General features: G+C 34.5%; 24 protein-coding genes and 1 pseudogene. 2 read left to right on the top strand and 23 right to left on the bottom strand.

Features of this window, described 5'->3' with window-relative positions:
• Positions 1-238 precede the first annotated feature (238 nt).
• The 5 genes from Q0E86_RS09370 to Q0E86_RS09350 form a co-directional block, all read right to left on the bottom strand.
• On the bottom strand, positions 239-520 hold the full coding sequence (locus tag Q0E86_RS09370; RefSeq protein WP_295756528.1) for a hypothetical protein: 282 nt from the start codon (positions 518-520) through the stop codon (positions 239-241).
• 5 nt (positions 521-525) lie between these two features.
• Positions 526-804 carry a hypothetical protein gene (locus tag Q0E86_RS09365; protein ID WP_295756527.1) on the bottom strand — a complete coding sequence of 93 codons (279 nt, stop codon included), beginning with the start codon at positions 802-804 and terminating at the stop codon, positions 526-528.
• Position 805: 1 nt separating this feature from the next.
• Complete coding sequence (locus Q0E86_RS09360) at positions 806-1,099, bottom strand: hypothetical protein (protein ID WP_295756525.1); 294 nt, start codon at positions 1,097-1,099, stop codon at positions 806-808.
• Positions 1,100-1,218: 119 nt separating this feature from the next.
• Entirely contained in the window at positions 1,219-1,401 is a 183-nt protein-coding gene (locus tag Q0E86_RS09355; protein ID WP_295756523.1) for a hypothetical protein, read from the bottom strand.
• 4 nt (positions 1,402-1,405) lie between these two features.
• Entirely contained in the window at positions 1,406-1,540 is a 135-nt protein-coding gene (locus Q0E86_RS09350) for a hypothetical protein (RefSeq protein WP_295756521.1), read from the bottom strand.
• Positions 1,541-1,726: 186 nt separating this feature from the next.
• Between Q0E86_RS09350 and Q0E86_RS09345 the strand changes: the two genes are divergently transcribed.
• A complete protein-coding gene (locus Q0E86_RS09345) occupies positions 1,727-3,448 on the top strand; it encodes a hypothetical protein (RefSeq protein ID WP_295756520.1) in 1,722 nt (573 codons plus the stop codon).
• Between the two features lie 130 nt (positions 3,449-3,578).
• Here Q0E86_RS09345 and Q0E86_RS09340 read toward each other — a convergent pair whose 3' ends face one another.
• Positions 3,579-4,322, bottom strand: coding sequence for a VUT family protein (locus Q0E86_RS09340; protein ID WP_117573357.1), 744 nt, complete (start codon positions 4,320-4,322; stop codon positions 3,579-3,581).
• Positions 4,323-4,455: 133 nt separating this feature from the next.
• Between Q0E86_RS09340 and Q0E86_RS09335 the strand changes: the two genes are divergently transcribed.
• Positions 4,456-5,550, top strand: coding sequence for an alanyl-tRNA editing protein (locus Q0E86_RS09335; RefSeq protein WP_295756518.1), 1,095 nt, complete (start codon positions 4,456-4,458; stop codon positions 5,548-5,550).
• 4 nt (positions 5,551-5,554) lie between these two features.
• On the opposite strand, the gene Q0E86_RS09330 is transcribed toward Q0E86_RS09335, so the two are convergent.
• The 17 genes and pseudogenes from Q0E86_RS09330 to Q0E86_RS09250 form a co-directional block, all read right to left on the bottom strand.
• On the bottom strand, positions 5,555-6,382 hold the full coding sequence (locus Q0E86_RS09330) for a DUF4299 family protein (RefSeq protein WP_295756516.1): 828 nt from the start codon (positions 6,380-6,382) through the stop codon (positions 5,555-5,557).
• A 53-nt stretch (positions 6,383-6,435) separates the two neighbouring features.
• Positions 6,436-7,179: a CorA family divalent cation transporter gene (locus Q0E86_RS09325; protein ID WP_295756514.1), complete on the bottom strand. Its 744-nt coding sequence runs from the start codon at positions 7,177-7,179 to the stop codon at positions 6,436-6,438.
• A 48-nt stretch (positions 7,180-7,227) separates the two neighbouring features.
• Positions 7,228-7,623 (bottom strand): Hsp20/alpha crystallin family protein, encoded by a 396-nt coding sequence (locus Q0E86_RS09320; RefSeq protein ID WP_295756512.1) that lies wholly within the window; start codon positions 7,621-7,623, stop codon positions 7,228-7,230.
• Between the two features lie 20 nt (positions 7,624-7,643).
• Positions 7,644-8,039, bottom strand: coding sequence for an Hsp20/alpha crystallin family protein (locus Q0E86_RS09315; protein ID WP_295756510.1), 396 nt, complete (start codon positions 8,037-8,039; stop codon positions 7,644-7,646).
• A gap of 575 nt (positions 8,040-8,614) precedes the next feature.
• Positions 8,615-11,824 carry a carbamoyl-phosphate synthase large subunit gene (gene carB / locus Q0E86_RS09310; RefSeq protein WP_295756508.1) on the bottom strand — a complete coding sequence of 1,070 codons (3,210 nt, stop codon included), beginning with the start codon at positions 11,822-11,824 and terminating at the stop codon, positions 8,615-8,617.
• Entirely contained in the window at positions 11,817-12,896 is a 1,080-nt protein-coding gene (carA, locus tag Q0E86_RS09305) for a glutamine-hydrolyzing carbamoyl-phosphate synthase small subunit (RefSeq protein ID WP_295756530.1), read from the bottom strand. The genes carB (Q0E86_RS09310) and carA (Q0E86_RS09305) overlap by 8 nt, the downstream gene beginning before the upstream one ends.
• Positions 12,897-13,157: 261 nt before the next feature.
• On the bottom strand, positions 13,158-13,856 hold the full coding sequence (gene pyrF, locus Q0E86_RS09300; protein WP_295756507.1) for an orotidine-5'-phosphate decarboxylase: 699 nt from the start codon (positions 13,854-13,856) through the stop codon (positions 13,158-13,160).
• Positions 13,856-14,764 carry a dihydroorotate dehydrogenase gene (locus Q0E86_RS09295; RefSeq protein WP_295756506.1) on the bottom strand — a complete coding sequence of 303 codons (909 nt, stop codon included), beginning with the start codon at positions 14,762-14,764 and terminating at the stop codon, positions 13,856-13,858. The genes pyrF and Q0E86_RS09295 overlap by 1 nt, the downstream gene beginning before the upstream one ends.
• Positions 14,764-15,489: a dihydroorotate dehydrogenase electron transfer subunit gene (locus Q0E86_RS09290; protein ID WP_295756504.1), complete on the bottom strand. Its 726-nt coding sequence runs from the start codon at positions 15,487-15,489 to the stop codon at positions 14,764-14,766. Before Q0E86_RS09290 ends, Q0E86_RS09295 begins: the two co-directional genes overlap by 1 nt.
• Before the next feature lies 1 nt (position 15,490).
• On the bottom strand, positions 15,491-18,694 hold the full coding sequence (carB, locus tag Q0E86_RS09285) for a carbamoyl-phosphate synthase large subunit (RefSeq protein ID WP_295756501.1): 3,204 nt from the start codon (positions 18,692-18,694) through the stop codon (positions 15,491-15,493).
• Positions 18,694-19,752, bottom strand: a complete 1,059-nt coding sequence (gene carA, locus Q0E86_RS09280; RefSeq protein ID WP_295756498.1) for a glutamine-hydrolyzing carbamoyl-phosphate synthase small subunit — start codon at positions 19,750-19,752, stop codon at positions 18,694-18,696. Before carA (Q0E86_RS09280) ends, carB (Q0E86_RS09285) begins: the two co-directional genes overlap by 1 nt.
• Before the next feature lie 3 nt (positions 19,753-19,755).
• Positions 19,756-21,021, bottom strand: a complete 1,266-nt coding sequence (locus tag Q0E86_RS09275; RefSeq protein WP_295756496.1) for a dihydroorotase — start codon at positions 21,019-21,021, stop codon at positions 19,756-19,758.
• A 2-nt stretch (positions 21,022-21,023) separates the two neighbouring features.
• Positions 21,024-21,926 (bottom strand): aspartate carbamoyltransferase catalytic subunit, encoded by a 903-nt coding sequence (locus Q0E86_RS09270; protein WP_295756494.1) that lies wholly within the window; start codon positions 21,924-21,926, stop codon positions 21,024-21,026.
• Positions 21,927-22,071: 145 nt separating this feature from the next.
• Positions 22,072-22,449, bottom strand: coding sequence for a Rid family detoxifying hydrolase (locus Q0E86_RS09265; protein WP_295756492.1), 378 nt, complete (start codon positions 22,447-22,449; stop codon positions 22,072-22,074).
• Between the two features lie 15 nt (positions 22,450-22,464).
• The gene (locus Q0E86_RS09260; protein WP_270741508.1) at positions 22,465-23,088 is read right to left on the bottom strand and encodes a DUF5052 family protein; all 624 of its coding nucleotides are present in this window, start codon (positions 23,086-23,088) and stop codon (positions 22,465-22,467) included.
• A 47-nt stretch (positions 23,089-23,135) separates the two neighbouring features.
• Positions 23,136-23,378 carry a hypothetical protein gene (locus tag Q0E86_RS09255; protein WP_295756488.1) on the bottom strand — a complete coding sequence of 81 codons (243 nt, stop codon included), beginning with the start codon at positions 23,376-23,378 and terminating at the stop codon, positions 23,136-23,138.
• Positions 23,379-23,648: pseudogene (locus Q0E86_RS09250) on the bottom strand (hypothetical protein); the annotation flags it as partial.

Raw genomic sequence — 23,648 nt, 5'->3', positions numbered from 1 at the left:
TTTGACACCACCCGCATAGCAGGTGGTTTTGTTGTTTCGTACTTCGTACTCAACTGGCTAAAGCCAAAAGCGTAAATAAAAAAGTTGAAATCTCCCATAAATACAGGAAATTTCAACAATTTATTCAAAAATTCAATTGTAGTTATACATTTTTTACAAAGTTAAGGTTGAACACTAAATTTCTATTCAAAAAGGACTGTTACACATGCTGCAACAGTCCATCTTTTGTATTGAATGATCATAACCACAATTTCAGAATAATATAGATTACAACTCCAACTATAATACCCATTCCAATCTTCTTCTTATCATTCTTGGCATAAACTAAGCCATAAACTTCAAAGAGCCAAAATCCAAATTGAAATGAATACTTCGTAAAATAGTAGATCAAAAAACATACAATCAATGATCCTATACAAATCATCCCTTTAGAATATTCCACCATGGATTTATGTCCTTGATTCAACGCTTCATTATCCTTATTCAATTTATCAATGATTTCCCTCTGTTTATCATTCATAATCATCACCTATACTTTCTTCGTAGCCAAATATAGAAAGCGAGTGCACAAATCACGATTATACCCGCAAGTCCATATTGTACTATTGCCTGTTTATCGCCTAGTACTCTTCCTAGAAATTGTGCAATTCCATAGCTACACAACAAACATATAGCTACACACTTCATCCAGAAAGTAGATTCCTTCTTTCCTTTTGAAGTTGTATCTAACAAGTCTTCATCTAAATATTTTTGAAGATCTTCATTCATATCTTCCTGTAATCTTTGAAGCCGATTCTTTTTCATATCATTGTCTCCAAAACAATGTGGTTTTTAAATGAGACACGTAAGACGCAAATATCAAGAAGATGATCAACAATATGATCTCTCCATAATAGATATATTTTTCTTTGTATCTAAAGTCATACAACGGTTTATCCAAGTATACACGACCATCTACTTGTACTAATAATTGAGAATGCACTAAAGCATCTATTGTATTATGATCAAACTTAGAAATCTCTATTGCCTTTTCTTCATTGAATATTCCATTCTTAATGAAATATCGAATGACTTTGAATTTATTTATTAAAATGTTCATACGCGTACACAAAAAATCCAATGTCTACAATACACATCATTGCTTGTAAATAATCATGGATATAAAATCCATAGATAGCCCCACCTACTAGTAGAACAACCGTAGAAATGAGTCCCCATTTAGGAAAGCTCATCTGAAACACAAATTCCATCACAAGTACTATGATGCATATTACGCCTATCATCCGATTTATTCTCCTTTCTAGTTTTAAGAATTTGCTTAACCTCTTCTTCCGGTATTTCAACAGGAATCAACGGAATAAAAACATTCTTATTATTCTTTTTTCTCTGTCTCTTTTTCATAATCTTACTTTGCATCTGGATATGTGTCTTCAAATTTATCGGCATATCGATTGTGCTTTTTATACTTGAAGAACATACCAACTAAGAAAACAACAGCTACTACACCTAATACGTAAACTAACCAATCTAATGACATCATATACTATGTCCTCCTTTTCTAATTTCATATTAACATGTCTGTAATCGTTTTCATACTACTTTTATTTCATTATCAATCAAACTTGTTTATATCACATTACTTAAACATGTTTTATTTATTTTTTATGTTTTAGACATCGATAATGTCAATTAAGATGATATGGTTAGCTTGAATGAGGGCTCGAATATGAACAAAAACATAATGGGGTATTTTAAATCTATCCAAACATTTATTAGAAGTTTATTCTTTAAACAACAAGAACAAACAAAACAAAATAAGTGTACACTTCAACAAGAAAAGTATTTAAAGATTGGTGCGAACATTTGTAACATTGGATTTAAATCCAAACATGCATATGAAGATTGGCAAGAAGATATTTTTAATCAACTATCTGTTGGTAATTTAGTATATTGTACAATGCCAGTTACAGATAAAGCTTTAAAAACAATTCCTGAAGGACATACCACTCGACCTTTTTTGATTGTAAAAAAAGGAAAAGATGAACTCTATGGATATGCATGTGCTACACATCCTAAACAATTAAGACCATACGAAAAACACGTATTTCCAAACGAAGTATACGATTCTCAAAACTCTCGATACAAAGATTCTGTTGTGCAATTTGATTGTGCTTATGTCATTCCTATTGCACATATCCAATATATTTACAAGGAATTAGATGAGTATTGTGTACGCCAGATTGCAAGGGAATTAAAAGCTTATGCCAACATTCGAAATAGAGCTATATTAAATTTTGATATGGAAATACCAATTCACAAGGGTGATATTTTTAAAATCAATAAATCATACTATTACTTCAATGAGAAAAAGGATAATAAATACGAAATGTATAAGTGTATAAATGGTGGTGAATTAACCGATTCTAAATATTTTAGATTTAAAAACATTCCACGCTCTATAGATTTCTCTAATACATATACGTTTGAAGATTTAGATATCAACAATTTAATTGAGGTATCCTGCACATGTCGAAATGACTGGGTAAATAAACAGTTGAATAAACCTAAACCAAAAGAAAAGAAAAAACAATATGTACGTAAATTAACGCCTGGAACTATCATTTTTGAAGAACCATGGATCATCTACCTATTTGATTGTGACAACACATCTTATGGGATCGACTACAACAAATTTAAAAATCACATATGTGAACTTGTTGAATTTAAACTCGATCCAGATAAAGCCACTCATATTGTCTTTACCGAACAACAATGTGCTTCTATCTATAAGGCTTTGATTGAACAAAATGATATTCATATAGAATATCTAAACAAGCGTTTAAATTCCATCAAGAATACAATGCTTCTACCTTATAAATTAGAATATCCAGTTGGAACCATTTTGGAAAGTCGTTTTGATGAAATTAAATATGTGTATTTATATACCTACAACAAGAAAAAGTTTGGTTTAAAAATCAATTCTAAAAATCATAAAAACAAAGTTGTTCCAATCAACGCCAAAGAATTGGATGTTGTAGATCATTTACGATTTGAATGCATGAAAGAAGAGTTAAAAATTGTTCAAAAAACAGCTTTTGATTTTGTACGTAACATTTTAAGGGACATCGATCAAAATTTAGTTAATCATGATTCAGACCACTCTGTTTCATTTAGTCAAAAATATCCTGTTGGTACCGTACTATCTTGCACATACAATGAATCCGAAGAATATATGTATTTATATACAATTAATGATATACACTATGCGATTTATTTAGAGGATGCTTGTGAAGGCGTTTATATTGTTGAGCCAATCATCATATATGACTATAAACCAAATGGTGAATTGGTCGATGAAGATACAAAAGAGATATTAATAGGTATCTTGGAAACAACACAGAGGTTGAACACATATAATTGTACAAAAGCATTATTAGAACAGCTTTAAGCAAAAGGAGAAATTCAAATGAAAAAAATTAAATGGAAAAGTTACGAAGATATGTTGAAAGATAAAGAAAAAAGTAAAAAGAATAGACCAAAAGGCCAAGCTAAAAAAAACAAGTATACAAAAAAGCAGTTTAACGACTGCTTTCTTTCATATATTCAAAATATTCTCTACCTACTTTATTCTTCTTCCAGTTTTGTAGGATCTTGAAACCAGGATATGAGAAGATGACTTCACATAGTGTTTCTACAATCATACCTGTAAAGGCACACACAACACATTGTACCAATGTCCATCCAAAGAATTGGTGTGACACAATCAATGCGAATGTTAGATTGTCACAAAACTGACCAATACCCGTAGATACATAAGAGCGGAATGCATACGATTTAAAGTTGCTGTTGTTGTTAGAAATCTTTCCTAACATGGAATTCGTATAGTTATTCACAATGGCAGAAACAATAAACGCAATTGTGCTTCCAAATAGTACATACCAAGTACCACCAATTGTTCCGTCTAATGCCCCATTAATAATAGCTTCTGATCCTTCTACATAGGATTCACCCCATACACCAGGAATCTTTGATGCCAAAAAGAAAACTAGGCACATACCTAAATTCACCAACACAGCTACAAGTGATGCTTGTGTTGCAGCTTTAGGACCAAAATGTTTTGTGATGACATCCATACATAAGAAGGAAAGCCAGCTTACCACAATTCCACAATCCAGTGCCATAAAGCTAAATGGCAAGTTAATACTTTTGTTTGCCAAAAGATTCATAGTGATGACCGAAACAATAAAAAGTGTCATCGTAAGTGAAGGTATACTTCTTAGTAATACACTCACTTCTTTAACTTCCGTTTTAATTCTATTCATTTTTTACCCTCCTGTTTTTTTAAAGATGGTTGGGAAGCAAAACATCTTTGTTCAAACCATATAAGTCTAATATGAATCTTAATTTTTGTCAAAATTTGAATCACTTATGCTATGATTAATTCCGGTGATATATATGACAATTAAACTATACGAACAAGAAGGCTACCAAACAACATTTCATGCCCATGTTATTTCATGTGTTAAAAAGAATGAATTATATGACATAATCTTGGATCAAACCCTTTTCTTTCCTGAAGAAGGTGGACAAACATGTGACAAAGGAACGTTGAATGGTATTGAAGTAGTGGATGTGCAAATCATAAATGATGAAATCCATCATTATACGCACTCTGCATTAAATGGTGATGTACAAGGTAGTATTGACTGGACTCATCGCTACACCAATATGCAACATCATACAGGAGAACATATTCTTTCTGGATTGATACACAAAGAATTTCATGTGGATAATGTTGGATTTCATTTAGGATACAATGAAATTACAGCCGATTATGCGATGGATTTAAATAATGATCAAATGAAAAGAATTGAAGCTTTAGTGAATTCTGTCATCTTTTCAAATAAACCCGTTAAAACCTATTATTTAGAGGATTATTCCAACATTGAATATCGTGCAAAACTTGATTTAGCCAAGCCACGCCTTGTCGAAATTGAAGATGTAGATTTATGCGCATGTTGCGCACCCCATGTAAAAAGTACGATTGAAGTGGGATTGTTTAAAATCATTAAATCGATGAAAATCAAAAAAGGCACACGCCTATTCTTCTTATGCGGAAAACTCGCCTATGAAGACTATGTCTTAAAACATGATCAATCTATTCAAATCTCAAATCAATTATCTTCAAGCATTGAAGCTTTATCATCCAATGTACAACGCGTATTAGATGAAAATTATGCTTTGAAACAAAGAATCAAACAATTAAATAAAGAAATGATTGATCACTTAATTATTGAACATAAAGAAAATCAAATCATTTTATGTGATGAACTCGATCGAGATACACAATTGTATTACTACAACAAGCTTGTATCTTTTTGCGACAACTATGTTTTACTTGTTTCTAAACAAAAAGATAATTATCGTTTTATGACCAACTCTAAAGACATCTTCCTACAACTCAAAGAAAGACATCAAGTTCGTGGTGGAGGAAAAAACGATTTTTTTCAAGGTACACTAGATACAATTAATGAGCAGCTATTTGATTAGCTGCTCATATTTCTTGTATTGCGAGTGTATTTAAAGCCTCTGAAATATCTTCTTTAGATAAACAAACCATTCTATGATTGGCATCATAATAATCAAACTTTTTAATAAAACTCATTAGATCACGATACTTCACAAGTCGATCATTCATAAAGACATACCACTCTTCTATTCCCTCAATTTGATTCAATACCACATAAGGCTCTACCGGAAGAATTGTGAGTATATCAGCTCCTAGCGCATACATACCAATTCTTCTACCGTGTGCATTATAGATTCTTGGTGTGGCATAATATGCATCCAAAGCTTGTTGATTATGTAGATATTGACCAAATAAATCTAAATCCGTACCAAAATCATTCAATTCATTTTCCCCAATTGAAATTGGATGAAGAATGCCAAAGATTTCAAAATACTTATGATCCGATAGTTTACTTTTTAAATCCATAAGTGCATCAGCACTCGTTCTTTTATCATACACCATCTGTAAATCAATATCCTTGATTTCCATCAACCAATCATCTTTCACAAATTCAGTGGTATCCATAAATTCACAATAAACTTTCACTAAATAATAAAACAACTGAATTTCATCCATACTTGTAGGAAGACTTAAATTCAGACAAATATCATGATTCTGAATATAAATTTCAATTCCTCTTTGAAGATACTTACGATCAAACAAGATGGTATGATTCCCAATTTGATTTGGGATCAATTGACAATTTTCATCCATGACCCCAAAAGATAAGTGGGATAATTTAACTAAATCATCTATTATAAACTTCTTTCTACGAAAGAAACCCTTCTGCATAATACGAACATTCACAGACATACTAACACCTGCTCTCTACCAAAATCATACACTGAAATAGGTGTTTTTTATAGTTAAAACCACTTTTTCTTTTTAAAGTAAATCACTTCTAAAATAATGATCAATATACAAACTCCAATCACAATGAAATATCCATAAGAACTATCGAGTTCTGGCATAGCTCTAAAGTTCATTCCATACCATCCAGTAATTAATGTAAGTGGCATGAATATCGTTGTTACAATCGTTAAAAACTGCATAATTTGATTCTGACGCATCTCCACTTGGGTTTGATGCATTTCACGAAGCTGTATAGAATATTCAGCCAAGCGATCCGTGACATTTGATAAGCGTGTTAGTCTTTTCTCTAATGTTTCAAAACCCTTATAAAATTCCTGCAAGTTTTGTACCACTTCAATCATCTGATCATAATACGAATCAAAAGTACTTATCGTTTTTCTCATTTCAAATATCTGTGATTCATAATGAGAACCCTTATGTGACATCAACTGCTCTTCGATTCTTTCAAGTTTCATTTCTAATTTTTGAAGAAACTCCATATCCTCTTGAATCAATATATTCATCAAATTTAGAATACATTCACTAGGTTTATTCCCTGAAATCTTTTGTTTAAAAATATGTTCTGGATCACAAACCAAAAAATCACTATCATTCAATTCAAAACTAAACATCTTCTTATTCTTAGATTTTGATTTGGAAGGAACCCAAAAAGAACCCGATAGCCGTTGATTCTCTTTATGCACTCTACAATAATGAATATGATTTAAGCGCTTTTCATTTATTACCTCTATCTTCATAATTTCCCCCTTAAAAAAAGAATACACCATTTAGGCGTATTCTAATAGTTATTCAATTGGAATAAATTTATTTTCTTCTACTTGTTTAGGTGCTTCCTTAGGAACAACAATCTTCAATTCACCATTGTCAAAGGATGCTTTAACATCTTCCTGATGAATACCTTCACCAACATAGAAGCTTCTTGAATAAGATCCACTAATACGTTCCTTACGAACGGCACGACCTTTTTCATCCTTGTCTTCTGTGTTCGAACCATGAGTAGCAGTTACCTTTAAATATCCATCTTTCAATTCCATCTGGATATCTTCCTTTTTAACTCCAGGAAGTTCCATGCTCATTTCATAGTTTCCATCTTTTTCCACAATATCTGTCTTCATGACATCACTAGTTGTATTTCCTGTAAAGAAATCATCAAATAAATCAAACATTGGATAGTACTTCATAAATATCGCCTCCTGATACCTTATTCAATAGGGATAAATTTGTTTTCTTCAATCTGTTTAGGTGCTTCCTTAGGAACAACAATTTTCAATTCACCATTGTCAAAGGATGCTTTAACATCTTCCTGATGAATACCTTCACCAACATAGAAGCTTCTTGAATAAGATCCACTAATACGTTCCTTACGAACGGCACGACCTTTTTCATCCTTGTCTTCTGTGTTCGAACCATGAGTAGCAGTTACCTTTAAATATCCATCTTTCAATTCCATCTGGATATCTTCCTTTTTAACTCCAGGAAGTTCCATGCTCATTTCATAGTTTCCATCTTTTTCCACAATATCTGTCTTCATGACATCACTGGTTGTGTTTCCCGTAAAGAAATCATCAAATAAATCAAACATTGGATAGTACTTCATAAATATCGCCTCCTGATTACTAGATTATGAAATCTATCTTCAAGTTACGGGATATCTTTTGACTTATCTCTAACTTCAATTATCATTATAGTCACTTTTTTAGCACTGTCAACAGTTAAGTGCTAATTATTTTATAAAAAATTAGAGTGTGATTTCTCACACCTTATATTCAGTTTATGCACTATTATAATCCAAAAAAGTAATAAGACGCAAAAGTTTTTGCATTTATTGTCTCTTCACGAAAAAAGGGAGAGTTCCGAACTCTCTGCCTGATATTCTGGGAAAACTTTTGTTTCTGCCATCTGCTCACTGAATTTATAAGTGAGATTTACAATCAGTTAACCATTTACATTTGTATACGTTAATTTCATTTTATTAGCACACCCTATTTCTCATCTTTTTTTGACGATAAATCTGACATTGCTTTACAATACCAGACAAAATGGCTGATAGCCCAGAAAGCCATAAATTGAAATGAAATGATTCCTGATTCTCATGTAAATTGTACTTGGTTTTACACAATTATTATACTTAATTTTTAAATGCGCAAAAAATAAAGTGTGATTTCTCACACTCTATTTACCCATTTCATTCATAGAAATCATTGAGAAACTCAAAGATTCCAATACTTTAATTAAGGCATGTGCCGTATCTAAACTTGTCATACAAGAAATATTGTTTTCTGCAGACACACGACGAATCAAGAATCCATCTTTACTTGTAGAATTATCCTTGTTTGCCATTGTGTTGATGACAAAGTTTACATGGCCATGACGAATGATATCCAATACAGATTCATTTCCATTATCCTCATTGACTTTGGCAGCTACATGTACAAATAAGCCATTATCTTCTAAGAATTTAGCTGTACCCTTCGTCGCATAAATTCCATATCCAATGTTGTAGAAACGTTTTGCGATTTCTAAAGCTTCTTGTTTATTATCATCATCAATTGTTAGTAATACACTTCCATGTAAAGGAATATTGATTCCAGAAGCTACTAAAGCTTTATACAACGCTTTTTCTAAGTTTACATCACTACCCAAAGCCTCACCTGTAGACTTCATTTCAGGTCCTAACACTGTATCTACACTACGTAATTTTGCGAATGAGAATACTGGAGCCTTAACGAATACTCTTTCCTTATCTTCAGGATGATATCCAGGCGTTAATCCTTGATCCTCAATACTTTCACCAAGTACACACTTAGTCGCAATCTGAGACATAGGAACACCTGTGATCTTAGATAAGAATGGTACAGTACGAGATGAACGTGGGTTTACCTCTAATACATAGACATTGTTTTCTTTATCTACAATGAACTGAATGTTGTATAAACCAACGAATTCAAATCCTTCACCGATTCTTGTTCCATAATCAATGATTGTTTCTTTAACCTTCTCATTGATAATTTGTGTAGGATATACACTGATAGAGTCACCTGAGTGAATACCAGCACGTTCAATATGTTCCATTACACCTGGAATATATACGTTCTTTCCATCCGCAATCGCATCGATTTCAAGTTCTTTACCAACGATATATTTATCAACTAAGATTGGTGCATCATGACTGATTTCTTTTACAGCTGTTGCCATATATACTCTTAATTCATCATCATTATGTACAATTTCCATAGCACGACCACCCAATACATAACTTGGACGTACTAATACTGGATAACCAATCTTATTTGCGATTACTAATGATTCTTCAACAGTTACTGCTGTTTCACCTTGTGGTTGAGGAATATTCAATTTATGTAACATAGCCTCAAATTCATGACGGTCTTCCGCTAAATCAATAGAGTGTAATGAAGTACCTAGAATCTTAACACCATGTTCTACTAATGAATCGGCTAAGTTAATAGCTGTTTGTCCACCAAATTGAACAATAACACCCAATGGTTTTTCTAAATCAATTACGTGCATTACATCTTCTGTAGTTAGTGGTTCAAAATATAATTTGTCACTAATTGAGAAATCGGTTGATACTGTTTCTGGGTTGTTGTTGATAACGATGGCTTCATATCCTTCTTCACGCAAAGTCTGTACGCAATGTACTGTCGCATAGTCAAATTCAACACCCTGTCCGATACGGATTGGTCCTGAACCTAATACAACGATTTTTTTACGGTCTGTTACCTCAGATTCATTTTTATTATCATAACTTGAGTAGAAGTATGGAGTTGCACTCTTAAATTCACCCGCACATGTATCTACCATTTTATAAACTGGAATGATTCCATTTTCTTTACGCAAATTATATAAATCGAATTCTTTCATATCCCAATTACGCGCAATGTAGCTATCCGCAAATCCATATTTCTTTAATTTACGTAATACGGTAATGTCCTTAACATTTTCCATCATCAACTTTTCTAAGCTGATAATTCTTAATAAATGACACAAGAAGAAATCATCCATTTTAGTCACATTATGAATCGTTTCTAAATCATATCCATCACGTAACCATTGTGTAACAGCAAAGATTCTTTCATCATCGCACTTTTTAATTTTTTCAAGTAATTCTTCTTTAGATAATCCAACCAATTCTTTTTTATAGATATGATCTACTTTCATTTCTAAAGAACGAACAGCCTTCAAGAAAGATTCCTCAAAGTTACGTCCAATGGACATGATTTCACCAGTTGCCTTCATCTGTGTTCCTAAATGACGATCTGCATTAGGAAACTTATCAAATGGGAAACGTGCAAACTTAGTTACAATATAATCTAATGCAGGTTCAAAACATGCATAACTTGTTTTAGTGATTGGGTTGATAATTTCATCTAGACCTAAACCAACGGCTAATTTAGCACTGATCTTCGCAATTGGATATCCTGTTGCCTTACTAGCCAAGGCTGAGGAACGAGATACACGAGGGTTAACTTCGATGACATAATATTTAAAACTATTTGGATTTAATGCCAACTGTACGTTACATCCGCCACAGATCTTTAATGCACGAATAATTTTTAAAGATGCATTACGAAGCATTTGGTTTTCACGATCTGTCAAAGTTTGAACTGGCGCAACAACCGTACTATCTCCTGTATGCACACCTACTGGATCAATATTTTCCATGTTACATACAACAATCGCATTATCTTTGGCATCGCGCATTACTTCATATTCAATTTCTTTATATCCAGCAATACTTTGTTCAATCAAACATTGGTGTACTGGACTAGCCTTTAATCCAGAATCACAAATTTCACGAAGTTCAGCCTCATCATCGGCGAAACCTCCACCCGTTCCACCAAGTGTATAAGCTGGACGAACAACCAATGGATATCCTTCGCGTTTTGCGAATTCAACAGCTTCTTCTACTGTATGAACAATCATACTTTCTGGTACTGGCTCATTGATTTCCTGCATTAAAGAACGGAACAATTCACGGTCTTCTGCACGATTGATCGCATGTAAGTCTGTACCTAAAATTTCTACACCAAACTCATCCAAAATTCCATCTTCGTGTAATTCTACAACTAAGTTCAATCCGGTTTGACCACCTAATGATCCTAAAATGGCATCTGGTCTTTCTTTATAAATAACACGCTTTGCGAAATCTACAGTCAAAGGTTCAATATAAACGCGATCTGCAATGGCTGTATCTGTCATGATTGTAGCAGGGTTTGAGTTAATTAAGATAACTTCATACCCTTCTTCACGAAGAGATTGACATGCCTGACTTCCGGCATAATCAAATTCAGCAGCCTGGCCAATGATAATTGGACCAGAACCGATCACTAAGATTTTTTTGATATCTGTACGTTTAGGCATTTTTATTCTCCTCCATTAATTCAATAAATTGATCAAACAAGTAACGAGAATCTTCTGGTCCTGCACTTGCTTCTGGGTGATATTGCACCGCAAAACAAGGATAGTCTTTATGACGAACACCTTCGCAACTCTTGTCGTTTAATGCTTGGTGTGTCATTTCCAAACGAGTATCCTTTAAGCTATCAATATCTACCGCAAAACCATGGTTTTGAGAAGTAATTTCCACTTTACCAGTTGAAAGATTGACAACTGGATGGTTAGCTCCACGGTGTCCAAATTTCAATTTATATGTTTTTGCACCACAAGCCAAAGAAATCAACTGATGACCTAAACAAATTCCAAATACAACAGTCTGAGGAATCAATTCTTTGATTGTTTCAATTGCGACTTTTACATCCGTTGGATCTCCAGGCCCATTTGACAACATAACGCCATCTGGACAATATGACATGATTGTACTTGCTGGTGTATCATATGGAACTACAACTAAATCACATCCACGCTTTGATAGTTCACGAACAATACCTAATTTTGCTCCAAAATCCATCAATACAACTTTCTTGCCACGATTTGGGATTGGGAATACTTTATTTGTCGAAACACGAGCCACTTGATCATGTAAGAAATCAGCTGCCTTTAAACCTGCAACGATTGCATCCACATTGGCATCCACATCAGCCATAGTAGCCTTCATCGTACCTACATTACGAATCTTCATTGTGATTTCACGTGTATCAATATCATAAATTCCTGGAATATTTTCTCTTTTTAAGAAATCATCCAAAGTTTCCTGGCTTCTAAAATTACTTGGGAATTCACAATAATCTTTAACTACAAATCCAAATACACATGGAACCATGCTTTCATTATCATCACGATTGATTCCATAGTTACCAATTAATGGATATGTCATCATTACAATTTGTCCACAATATGAGTTATCTGTTAAAATTTCCTGATAACCCGTCATTGAAGTATTAAATACCAATTCACCAATTTGGAAGTTGTCACTACCAAACGCAGTTCCACGATATACACTTCCATCTTCTAAAATTAAAAGTCTTTCCATAATTTGTCCTTTCTGTTATTTACTCAAAAAAAAGATTAGCAAATAACGCATTGCCAATCTTTAAGGGAACTATTAAAAAGTATAGCACTACGAAGAATACTATTCATCTCGATCACTGACGTTTTTTTCACGAATAAAACTGGATTCTTGATCATACGTATCCTCCTTTTGAAAAAAAATACTTTATTTTTTCTGTTTAGTATACTACCACAAATCATAAAAATTTCAATAAAAAAGTTAAAAAAAGATGTGATTTCTCACACCTTATTTTGACATCGTTGCTTCAATTTCCTTATATGTTTCAACTGGGTTAGCACTCTTCGTAATTGAACGACCAACTACGATATAATCACAACCTTGTTCTTTCGCAAATGCAGGAGTCGCAACACGCTTTTGATCATCTTTAGAATCACTTGCCAAACGAATACCTGGAGTAACTGTTAAGAAGTCTTCTCCACAAGCTTCATGAATTGCCTTAGCTTCATGTACGGAACATACAACACCATCTAAGCCTGCTTCTTTCGCATTCTTAGCGTATTTAATAACACAGTCAATTACTTCACCAGGAATTCCCAATTCGTTATTCATAGCTTCTTTAGAAGTACTTGTAAGCTGAGTTACACCAATACACATAGGGCGTTTTCCACCTTTAGCTCCTTCATTCAAGCCATCAATGGCAGCCTTCATCATCGCGATACCACCAGCACAGTGTACATTGACAATATCTACACCTAAGTTCGCTAAGTTTTTCATTCCACCCTTAACTGTGTTTGGAATATCATGCAATTTCAAATCTAAGAAAATGTGGTGACCCATTTCCTTCACTGTTTTTACCATTTCTAAACCACACGCATATGTTAATTCCATACCAATCTTTACATATACTGGTTCATCAAATTGTTTTAAGAAATCTACAACTTCTTCTTTACTCGAAAAATCTAATGCTACAATTGTCTTACTCATTATTTAAAACTCCTTCCAACTGCTTCTTCAATATTCTTATATCCATATTTCTCTAATACTTTTGGTAGATCCTCAATGATTTTTGGACATACATAAGGATCTACAAAGTTTTGAGCACCCACTTCAACAGCGCTTGCTCCCGCATTTAAAAATTCTAATACATCTTCTGCACAAGTAATTCCACCAACACCAATGATCGGAATATTTACGGCCTGCGCTACTTGATATACCATTCTTAAGGCAACTGGCTTAATGGCAGGACCAGAAAGACCACCTGTTACATTCGCAAGTAATGGTTTTCCCGTCTTTAAATTGATACGCATACCCATTAGTGTATTGATCAATACAATACCATCGGCACCTGCTTCTTCAACGGCTTTGGCAATTTCTACAATATCTGTTACATTCGGAGATAACTTCACATATACAGGTTTTGTAGCTGCTTCCTTACAAATCTTAGTCACATGTGCTGCAAGCTCAGGTTTCGTACCCAAACCAATACCACCATGTTTTACATTAGGACAAGAAATATTTAATTCATAAGCCTTAATTACTGGCTGATCATTTAATTTTTTGATAACCTCTACATAACCTTCTTCACATGCACCGGCAACATTGGCCATGATTTCTGTATCATACTGTGCAAGGAATGGAAGCTCATTTTCAATAATAGAATCTACACCCTTATTTTGTAGACCAATCGCATTCAACATTCCCATTGGAGTTTCGGCAATTCTTGGCGTAGGATTTCCAAAACGCTCTTGTGGCGTAGCTGATTTGATGGCAATACCACCTAATACACTTAAATCATATAGTTCGGCATATTCTTTACCAAATCCAAAACATCCACTAGCTGGAATAATTGGATTTTTTAAATTCAATCCGGGTAGTTTTACTGAAATATCCATTATAAAGCCACCTTTCCCATTTCAAATACTGGACCATCCTTGCATACACGTAATGAATGTCCTTCTACATCTTTTACAACACATCCCATGCAAGCACCTAGACCACATGCCATACGAGCTTCTAATGAAATATATCCTTCACTATATTGTTCGTTGATTGCCTTCAACATAGGTAAAGGTCCACAGCTAAGTACAAAGTTACATGTCACATTGTTTTCTTTGATCGCATCCAATGCCGTACCCTTTGTTCCTAATGAGCCATCCATTGTTGCGACATATACATCACACCCAAGTGACTTAAATTCATCCACATAGAATACGCTATCTGCATCATTTGCACCTAGAACAACTGTTACACGTGCATTTTTACTTAAATATTGTTTCGCAGTTTCATATAGTGGTGGTACACCAACACCGCCACCAATCAATAATACTTCTTCTTTGTCTTCAATTGGAAAACCATTTCCTAAAGGACCAAAGATATCTAATTTTCCTTCAAGTTCAGTCATTTTTAAAGTACCTTCTCCAAGCACTTTATAGATGATAACCAAAACATCTTCTTTAATTTCACTAATCGAGATTGGTCTTCGCAAATAGAAACCTGGAACTGTGATTTCAATGAATTGACCAGGCTTAGCTGTTTTAGCTAAGTTTGTTTTCAATTCCATTTTCCAAATATCTTTTGCGATTTCCACATTCGATAGAATGTTCGCAAATTCTTGCATATTATTTCCCCATTTCATTCATAGAAATCATTGAGAAACTCAATGATTCTAAAACTTTCACTAAAGCATGTGCTGTATCTAAGCTTGTCATACAAGAAATATTGTTTTCTGCAGACACACGACGAATCAAGAATCCATCAGCACTTGTGTTCTTTTTATTTGACATTGTATTAATAACGAAATTTACACGTCCATTACGAATAATATCTAATACGTTTTTACCATCTTCTGTTTCAATCTTACTAGCACGATGAACATACAAACCTTCAGCTTCAAATACGTCTGCAGTACCCTTTGTTGCATAGATTCCATATCCGATATTCGCAAAGCGTTTCGCTAATTCTAATGCTTCTTGCTTGTTTTCATCATCAATTGTCATTAATACATTGCCATGAGTTGGAACACTTACACCACTCGCAACCAATGCCTTATACAATGCTTTTTCTAAGTTTACATCGCTACCCAAAGCCTCACCTGTAGACTTCATTTCAGGTCCTAACACTGTATCTACACTACGTAATTTTGCGAATGAGAATACTGGAGCCTTAACGAATACACGGTTTTCTTCTTCTGGATGATATCCTGGAGTATATCCTTGTTCTTCAATTGATTTTCCTAAGATAGCCTGTGTAGCGATATAACTCATAGGAACACCTGTAATCTTAGATAAGAATGGTACAGTACGAGATGAACGTGGGTTTACCTCTAATACATATACATTGTCTTCTTTATCTACAATAAACTGAATGTTGTATAAACCAACAAATTCAAAACCTTTACCAATTCTTGTTCCATAATCAATAATCGTATCTTTCACTTGTTGAGAAATTGTCTGAGTTGGATATACCGAAATTGAGTCACCAGAGTGAACACCGGCACGCTCAATATGTTCCATTACACCTGGAATATATACATTCTTTCCATCCGCAATCGCATCGATTTCTAATTCTTTACCAACGATATATTTATCAACTAAGATTGGTGCATCATGACTGATTTCTTTTACAGCTGTTGCCATATAGACTCTTAATTCATCATCATTATGCACAATTTCCATAGCACGACCACCCAATACATAGCTTGGACGTACTAATACTGGATAACCAATCTTATTGGCAATGACTAATGATTCTTCAACTGTTACTGCAGTTTCACCTTGTGGTTGAGGAATATTCAATTTGTGTAACATAGCCTCAAATTCATGACGGTCCTCCGCTAAATCAATAGAGTGTAGTGAAGTACCTAGAATCTTAACACCATGTTCTACTAATGAATCGGCTAAGTTAATAGCTGTTTGTCCACCAAATTGAACGATAACACCCAATGGTTTTTCTAAATCAATTACGTGCATTACATCTTCTGTAGTTAATGGTTCAAAATACAATTTGTCACTAATTGAGAAATCGGTTGATACGGTTTCTGGGTTGTTGTTGATGATGATAGCTTCATATCCTGCATCTCTTAATGTTTCAACACAGTGTACTGTCGCATAGTCAAATTCAACACCTTGTCCGATACGGATTGGTCCTGAACCTAAAACAATGATTTTTTTGCGATCACTGACTTCAGATTCATTTTCCTGATCGTAGCTTGAATATAAGTATGGTGTTGCACTGACAAATTCACCAGCACAAGTATCTACTTTTTTATAAACCGGAATGATTCCATTTTCTCTACGCAAATTATATAAATCGAATTCTTTCATGTTCCAGTTACGCGCAATGTAGCTGTCTGAGAATCCGTTTTCTTTCAATGTTCTTAAAACCGCAACATCTTTTGGATTTTCATTCATCAATGTTTCTAAATCAACAATTCTTTGGATGTGCCATAAGAAGAAACGGTCGATCTTAGTTGCATCGATTACTGTTTCTAAATCATATCCATTGCGTAACCATTGTGTAACAGCAAAGATTCTTTCATCATCGCACTTTTTGATTTTTTCAAGTAATTCTTCCTTAGATAATTCAGCCAATTCCTTTTTATACAAATGATCTACTTTCATTTCTAAAGAACGAATAGCCTTTAAGAAAGATTCTTCAAAAGTACGTCCAATGGACATAACTTCACCAGTTGCCTTCATCTGCGTTCCTAAATGACGGTCTGCATTAGGGAATTTGTCGAATGGGAATCGCGCAAATTTACTTACTACATAATCAACAGTTGGTTCGAAACATGCATAGCTGTTTTTAGTAACTGGGTTTAAGATTTCGTCTAATGTTAATCCTACTGCCAATTTTGCAGAAATTTTTGCGATTGGATATCCTGTTGCCTTACTAGCCAAAGCTGATGAACGAGATACACGAGGGTTTACTTCGATGACATAATATTTAAAGCTTGTTGGATTCAATGCCAACTGTACGTTACATCCACCACAGATTTTTAATGCACGAATAATTTTTAAAGATGCGCTACTCAACATTGCGTTTTCACGATCTGTTAAAGTTTGTACGGGAGCCACTACAAAACTATCTCCTGTGTGCACACCAACTGGGTCCACATTTTCCATGCTGCAGACTACGATTGCGTTGTCATTGGCATCACGGATTACTTCGTATTCGATTTCTTTATATCCCGCAATACTTTGTTCAATTAAACATTGGTGAACTGGACTTGCTTTTAATCCCGCATCGCAGATGTCTCTTAATTCTTCTTCATCATCAGCGAAACCTCCACCAGTTCCACCAAGTGTATAAGCTGGACGAACTACAACTGGATATCCTAATGTTTCACAGAATGCAACGGCTTCATCAACTGTATGAACGATTGTACTTTCTGGTACTGGTTCATTGATGTCTTGCATTAAAGAGCGGAATAATTCACGGTCTTCTGCTCGGTTGATTGCAAGTAAATCTGTTCCTAGAATTTCTACGCCATATTCATCTAAAATTCCATCTTCATGTAATTCTACAACTAAGTTTAATCCTGTTTGACCACCTAATGATCCTAAGATTGCATCTGGTCTTTCTTTATAGATAACGCGTTTTGCGAAATCCAAATTGATTGGTTCAATATATACACGGTCTGCGATAGTTGAATCAGTCATAATTGTGGCTGGGTTTGAGTTAATTAAGATAACTTCATATCCTTCTTCACGAAGTGATTGACATGCTTGAGATCCTGCATAGTCAAATTCTGCGGCCTGTCCAATTACGATAGGTCCAGATCCGATTACTAAGATTTTTTTAATGTCTGTACGTTTAGGCATTATTGTGATCCCCCTTTTTCAATCATTTCTACAAATTTACCATATAATGCATCCCCAGTTTGTGGATAGAATTGAATACCAAATGCAGGATATTCCTTATGTTCAATGCCTTCACAACTCTTATCATTTAATGCTTGATAAGTCATTTCTAATGAAGCAGCTTCCAAGCTATCTACATCAACGGCATATCCATGATTTTGGTGAGTGATCTTAACTTTGTTTGTGGCAACTTCAGTAACTGGGATATTTGATCCGTGGTGTCCAAATCTCATTTTAGATACAGTTGCACCAGATGCTAATGCGATCAATTGATATCCTAGTCCAATACCGAATACAACGGTTTGTTTCATTAATTCTTTAACAACTTCGATTTGATTTGTTAAATCGCATGGGTTGCCTGGCCCACTTGATAAACAAACTCCATCTGGATGGAATGACATGATTGTTTCAACACTTGCATCATGTCCTACTACGATCATATCCAAACCACATTTTGAAAGATCTCTCAATGTGCTCATAGTTACACCAAAGTCCACTACAACAACTTTCTTTCCGCGGTTTGGCATAGGATAAATTTTCTTTGCAGAAACCAAAGAAACCTGGTTTTTCATCAATTCTGTATTTTTTAATTCTTCGACTACTTTTTCAATATCTGCATCCACGTTACATAATGTAGCCTTCATAGTTCCTTTATCTCTTAATTTACGAGTAATAGAACGAGTATCTACACCATAGATGCCTGGAATATTTTCTCGTTTTAAGAAATCGCCTAGGCTTTCCTGACTTCTCCAGTTGCTTGGTTGTTCGCAATAATCTTTTACTACAAGGCCAAATGTTGCTGGATCAATACTTTCATAGTCATCACGATTGATTCCATAGTTTCCAATCAATGGATATGTCATCATTACAATTTGTCCGCAGTATGCATTATCAGTTAAAATTTCTTGATAACCAGTCATTGAAGTATTAAATACTAATTCTCCAATACGGAAGTTATCACCGCCAAAGCTACGCCCTCGATGTACGCTCCCGTCTTCTAATACTAATAGTCTTTCCATTGTTTATCCTTTCCATACTGTTTTTCCATCTACGATGGTTTCTTTTACTTGCGCATTCACGCTCCAGCCATTAAATGGCGTATTTTTACCCATAGATTCAAATGTATCTATGTCGATCAAAGATTCATGTTCTAAATCTACTAAGACTAAATCAGCATTATATCCTTCTTTAATTTGTCCTACATTTTCTAAACCGAAACGTTTAGCAGGTGCGGCTGACATCCAGTTTACAAGCTGTGATAATGTCCAACGTTTTTGTCTATGTACGAATTCTGTATACAATAAGGCAAATGCACTTTCTAGTGAAACAATGCCAAATGGCGCTTTATCCATAGGACGCTTCTTTTCTTCATAGGTATGTGGTGCATGGTCGTTGGCAATGCAGTCCAATGTTCCATTTTCTAAGCCTTCAATCAAAGACATACGATCTTCATGGCTTCTTAGCGGTGGATTCATTTTCCAGTTTGGTCCAACCACATCTTTATCTTCTAATAATAAGTGATGTACTGTAACTTCTGCACTTACATTCGAACCTGATTCTTTTGCGTTTTTTAATGCTTCTACACTTTCTTTAGCCGATATATGACAAGCGTGATAAGCGTTCCCTACTTCTTTTGTGATTTCTAAATCACGAATTAATTGCGCACTTTCACAAGCGCTTGGAATTCCTAGCCAACCCTTTGATGTCACAACTTTGCTGTCGTGTACACAAGCTCCTGGTCTACGATAGCTCATATCTTCTGTATGAGCCACGATCATGCAGTCGTTTTCTTTCGCTTTTTCCATAGCTTCCTTCATGATTTCTGGTGTAGCCACTCCTACTCCATCATCACTGAACCAACGAACGCCTAATTCTTTAATAGCTTTCATATCCACTACTTCTTTACTTGCTTCTTCTAGAGTGATGCAAGCATATGGATATGTATGTACAACAGATTCTTTTTCAATTAATTGTTGATAATCTTTCATTGTATCTACATCGTCTGGAAATGGGATGACGTTTGGCATCGCAAATACAGAAGTGAATCCTCCATGAGCTGCAGCTAAACTGCCTGTATGAATTGTTTCTTTTTCTGTGTGTCCTGGTTCTCTAAAATGTACGTGTACATCCACTAATCCTGGAATTACTGTAAGGCCTGAAGCATCAATAACTTCACAGTCTTTTGAGATAGAATCATCAATCTGAATGATCTTTCCTTCGTCAATTAAAATATCTTTCTTTTCGACACGATTGTCAATTAAAACTTGACCATTTTTGATTAAACGCATACTTATTTTTCCTCCTTAAATGGAGCTAAGCCAAAGCCACGCTTGATAACAGCCTTTCTAACTAACATACCGTTGTGCATTTGTTCAAAAATTCTTGATTTTTCAGCTTCCACTAAATCTGTATCAATTTCAACTCCACGATTAACAGGGGCAGGATGCATTACGATAGCTTTGTCTTTCATTCTTGCATAACGCTCTTTTGTAAGACCGTATTTCTCTAGATATTCACTATCTGTCATGCCTGCCATTCCAGAACCTCTTTCCTTCTGGATGCGAAGCATCATGACAACGTCTGCCCATTCGATAGCTTCATCAAAATCGATTGTTGGATAGCCTGGTCTTTCCCATTCTTTTGGTCCGGCAAAACGAACAGTCGATCCTAACTTTTCTAAAGCTTCTTTATCGCTGGCAGCCACTCTTGAATGTAGAATATCTCCACAAATCACTACATTTAAGCCTTCTAATGTACCGAATTCATTTTGCATTGTTAGTAAGTCTAACAAGCATTGTGTTGGATGGTTTCCTGCACCATCTCCAGCGTTTAAGATTGGAATATTGATATCTTCCAATTCTTTGAAGTATTCATCTTGAGAATGACGAATTACCACCATGTCATACCCAATAGATTCAAATGTTTTAACTGTATCATAAAGCGTTTCTCCCTTTGTGACACTAGATGCTCCAGCTGCAAAATCAGCGACTTGGCATCCTAATTGGTGCTGTGCACTTTCGAATGAGAAATGTGTTCGAGTTGATGCCTCAAAAAAAAGATTAGCAACCAATGCTTTCTGCATTGGTAATTGCCAATCTTTAAAGGAACTATTAAAAAGTCTAGCATCATCAAGAATGCTATAGATGTCTTCAACTGACAGATCTCTCATGGATAATAACGAATTTTTGTTCATATAATCCTCCTTGTGACCTTAAAAAAATGGATTCAAAAAGTCCCTTTTCAAATCCAATTTCTCTTTCATATATACTACCATAAATCATAGATTTTTCAACAATAAAATCCAAGAATGAACTATATTTGCAACATATATGTTTAAACTATTTTTTGATTGCGATACACTCGATTTCTACCTTAGCATTTTTAGGAAGTTTAGCCACTTCAAAACAACTTCTTGCAGGGAATATTCCATTAAAATATCTAGCATATTCCTCATTTACTTTCGAAAAATCATTCATGTCAGCCAATAATACGGTTGTCTTGACAATATCATCATAAGTTAAGCCAGAGGCTTCAAGTAATACACCAATATTTTCAAATGCCTTTTGAGTTTGTTCTACGACATCTTCACTGACTAAATTTCCATCCGTATCTGCACCTAATTGTCCAGATAAAAACACTAGTTCTTCTGTTGCAACACCAGCTGAATAAGGTCCTAATGCCTTTGGTGCTTTAGCACTACTAATTTGTTGTTTCATAAGTAAGTTATCCTCCTAGTCCAATAATTCTTTATCAATAATTTGAAAATTTGCTCGATGAATATACAAAGCCTTTCCATCAATCATAAGTTTCGTCATCTTTGGTAAATTATCTGGAATCTTCCAATACACCTTGTCTCCAGAATATGCGGCAATTGGCTGTCCTAATTGTGATTTAATGACTACAATTCTTCCTTTGCCAAACATATTTTTATACTTATTAATGAACCTTGCGACAGACGTATTGTCCGATATTTGTCCATGTGTATTTGAATCAATATCTTCTTGTGCAAAATCCACATCTGGCGTTAATCCCTTTTGTTCAAAAATACAAGTATCTCCACAAGACTCTATCTCTTTTCCATCGACTGTAATCGTAATTACGCTCGATAGCTCATAGCCAGAAACAACACTACCATTTTCATCATAGGAAGTCGTCTCTACTGCATTGCCTGTAATACTAATTTTATCTCCACTTGTCTCCATGACTTCGCTGCCATAATTATCATATGTATAGATTGTATATCCGTTACCTACTAAATTACCTTTGATATCATTAAGAGCGGATTGAAACATACTACAACCACTCAACAATAAACACAAACATACTACACTTACTCTTTTTATATTCTTATTCATACATTCTCCTAATTTATAATGAAGCCATTCAAAATGAATGACTTATTCTAAGCTTTCATCAATAGCTTTTCAATCGATTCTTCACTTACTGAGAAAATCGATGCGATAGCTTTGACACTAAATCCTTTTTCTAGCATAGTTTGATATACTTCGGATTGGTTTAGTTCAATACCCATCTGGATTCCTTTGTTTGTTGATTCTTCAAACATTTCATCTAATGCTCTGCACACTTTTACTTCATCATTTTCACTTTTCATATAAAGAATGGATGCGATCACACATCCATTCAATCAAATACTCTTTTTAAGTTCTCTTAATGCATCTAAGTCTAGTCCAACAATCTCGGATATCTCTTCAAGTGTTTGATTATTTCTTACAAGCATTTTAAGTGCTATTTTGATTTGTGTATTTTTTGCACCACGCTCAACACCTTGCTCAATTCCTTGTTCAATGCCTTGCTCAATGCCTTGTTCAAAGCCTTGCTTGATACCCATCTGGATTCCTTTGTTTGTCGATTCTTCAAACATTTCATCTAATGCTCTACACACTTTTACATCACC

The organism is uncultured Holdemanella sp., assembly GCF_934754935.1.
Taxonomy (GTDB): Bacteria; Bacillota_I; Bacilli_A; order Erysipelotrichales; family Erysipelotrichaceae; genus Holdemanella.
This window is presented reverse-complemented; position numbering and strand designations above follow the sequence as displayed.

Excerpts from the sequence above, each read along its gene's own strand:
- Q0E86_RS09370 (WP_295756528.1), bottom strand. The coding sequence starts at position 520 with ATGAATGATAAACAGAGGGAAATCATTGATAAATTGAATAAGGATAAT.
- Q0E86_RS09365 (WP_295756527.1), bottom strand. The coding sequence starts at position 804 with ATGAAAAAGAATCGGCTTCAAAGATTACAGGAAGATATGAATGAAGAT.
- Q0E86_RS09360 (WP_295756525.1), bottom strand. The coding sequence starts at position 1,099 with ATGAACATTTTAATAAATAAATTCAAAGTCATTCGATATTTCATTAAG.
- Q0E86_RS09355 (WP_295756523.1), bottom strand. The coding sequence starts at position 1,401 with ATGAAAAAGAGACAGAGAAAAAAGAATAATAAGAATGTTTTTATTCCG.
- Q0E86_RS09350 (WP_295756521.1), bottom strand. The coding sequence starts at position 1,540 with ATGATGTCATTAGATTGGTTAGTTTACGTATTAGGTGTAGTAGCTGTT.
- Q0E86_RS09345 (WP_295756520.1), top strand. The coding sequence starts at position 1,727 with ATGAACAAAAACATAATGGGGTATTTTAAATCTATCCAAACATTTATT.
- Q0E86_RS09340 (WP_117573357.1), bottom strand. The coding sequence starts at position 4,322 with ATGAATAGAATTAAAACGGAAGTTAAAGAAGTGAGTGTATTACTAAGA.
- Q0E86_RS09335 (WP_295756518.1), top strand. The coding sequence starts at position 4,456 with ATGACAATTAAACTATACGAACAAGAAGGCTACCAAACAACATTTCAT.
- Q0E86_RS09330 (WP_295756516.1), bottom strand. The coding sequence starts at position 6,382 with ATGTCTGTGAATGTTCGTATTATGCAGAAGGGTTTCTTTCGTAGAAAG.
- Q0E86_RS09325 (WP_295756514.1), bottom strand. The coding sequence starts at position 7,179 with ATGAAGATAGAGGTAATAAATGAAAAGCGCTTAAATCATATTCATTAT.
- Q0E86_RS09320 (WP_295756512.1), bottom strand. The coding sequence starts at position 7,623 with ATGAAGTACTATCCAATGTTTGATTTATTTGATGATTTCTTTACAGGA.
- Q0E86_RS09315 (WP_295756510.1), bottom strand. The coding sequence starts at position 8,039 with ATGAAGTACTATCCAATGTTTGATTTATTTGATGATTTCTTTACGGGA.
- carB (WP_295756508.1), bottom strand. The coding sequence starts at position 11,824 with ATGCCTAAACGTACAGATATCAAAAAAATCTTAGTGATCGGTTCTGGT.
- pyrF (WP_295756507.1), bottom strand. The coding sequence starts at position 13,856 with ATGAGTAAGACAATTGTAGCATTAGATTTTTCGAGTAAAGAAGAAGTT.
- Q0E86_RS09295 (WP_295756506.1), bottom strand. The coding sequence starts at position 14,764 with ATGGATATTTCAGTAAAACTACCCGGATTGAATTTAAAAAATCCAATT.
- Q0E86_RS09290 (WP_295756504.1), bottom strand. The coding sequence starts at position 15,489 with ATGCAAGAATTTGCGAACATTCTATCGAATGTGGAAATCGCAAAAGAT.
- carB (WP_295756501.1), bottom strand. The coding sequence starts at position 18,694 with ATGCCTAAACGTACAGACATTAAAAAAATCTTAGTAATCGGATCTGGA.
- carA (WP_295756498.1), bottom strand. The coding sequence starts at position 19,752 with ATGGAAAGACTATTAGTATTAGAAGACGGGAGCGTACATCGAGGGCGT.
- Q0E86_RS09275 (WP_295756496.1), bottom strand. The coding sequence starts at position 21,021 with ATGCGTTTAATCAAAAATGGTCAAGTTTTAATTGACAATCGTGTCGAA.
- Q0E86_RS09270 (WP_295756494.1), bottom strand. The coding sequence starts at position 21,926 with ATGAACAAAAATTCGTTATTATCCATGAGAGATCTGTCAGTTGAAGAC.
- Q0E86_RS09265 (WP_295756492.1), bottom strand. The coding sequence starts at position 22,449 with ATGAAACAACAAATTAGTAGTGCTAAAGCACCAAAGGCATTAGGACCT.
- Q0E86_RS09260 (WP_270741508.1), bottom strand. The coding sequence starts at position 23,088 with ATGAATAAGAATATAAAAAGAGTAAGTGTAGTATGTTTGTGTTTATTG.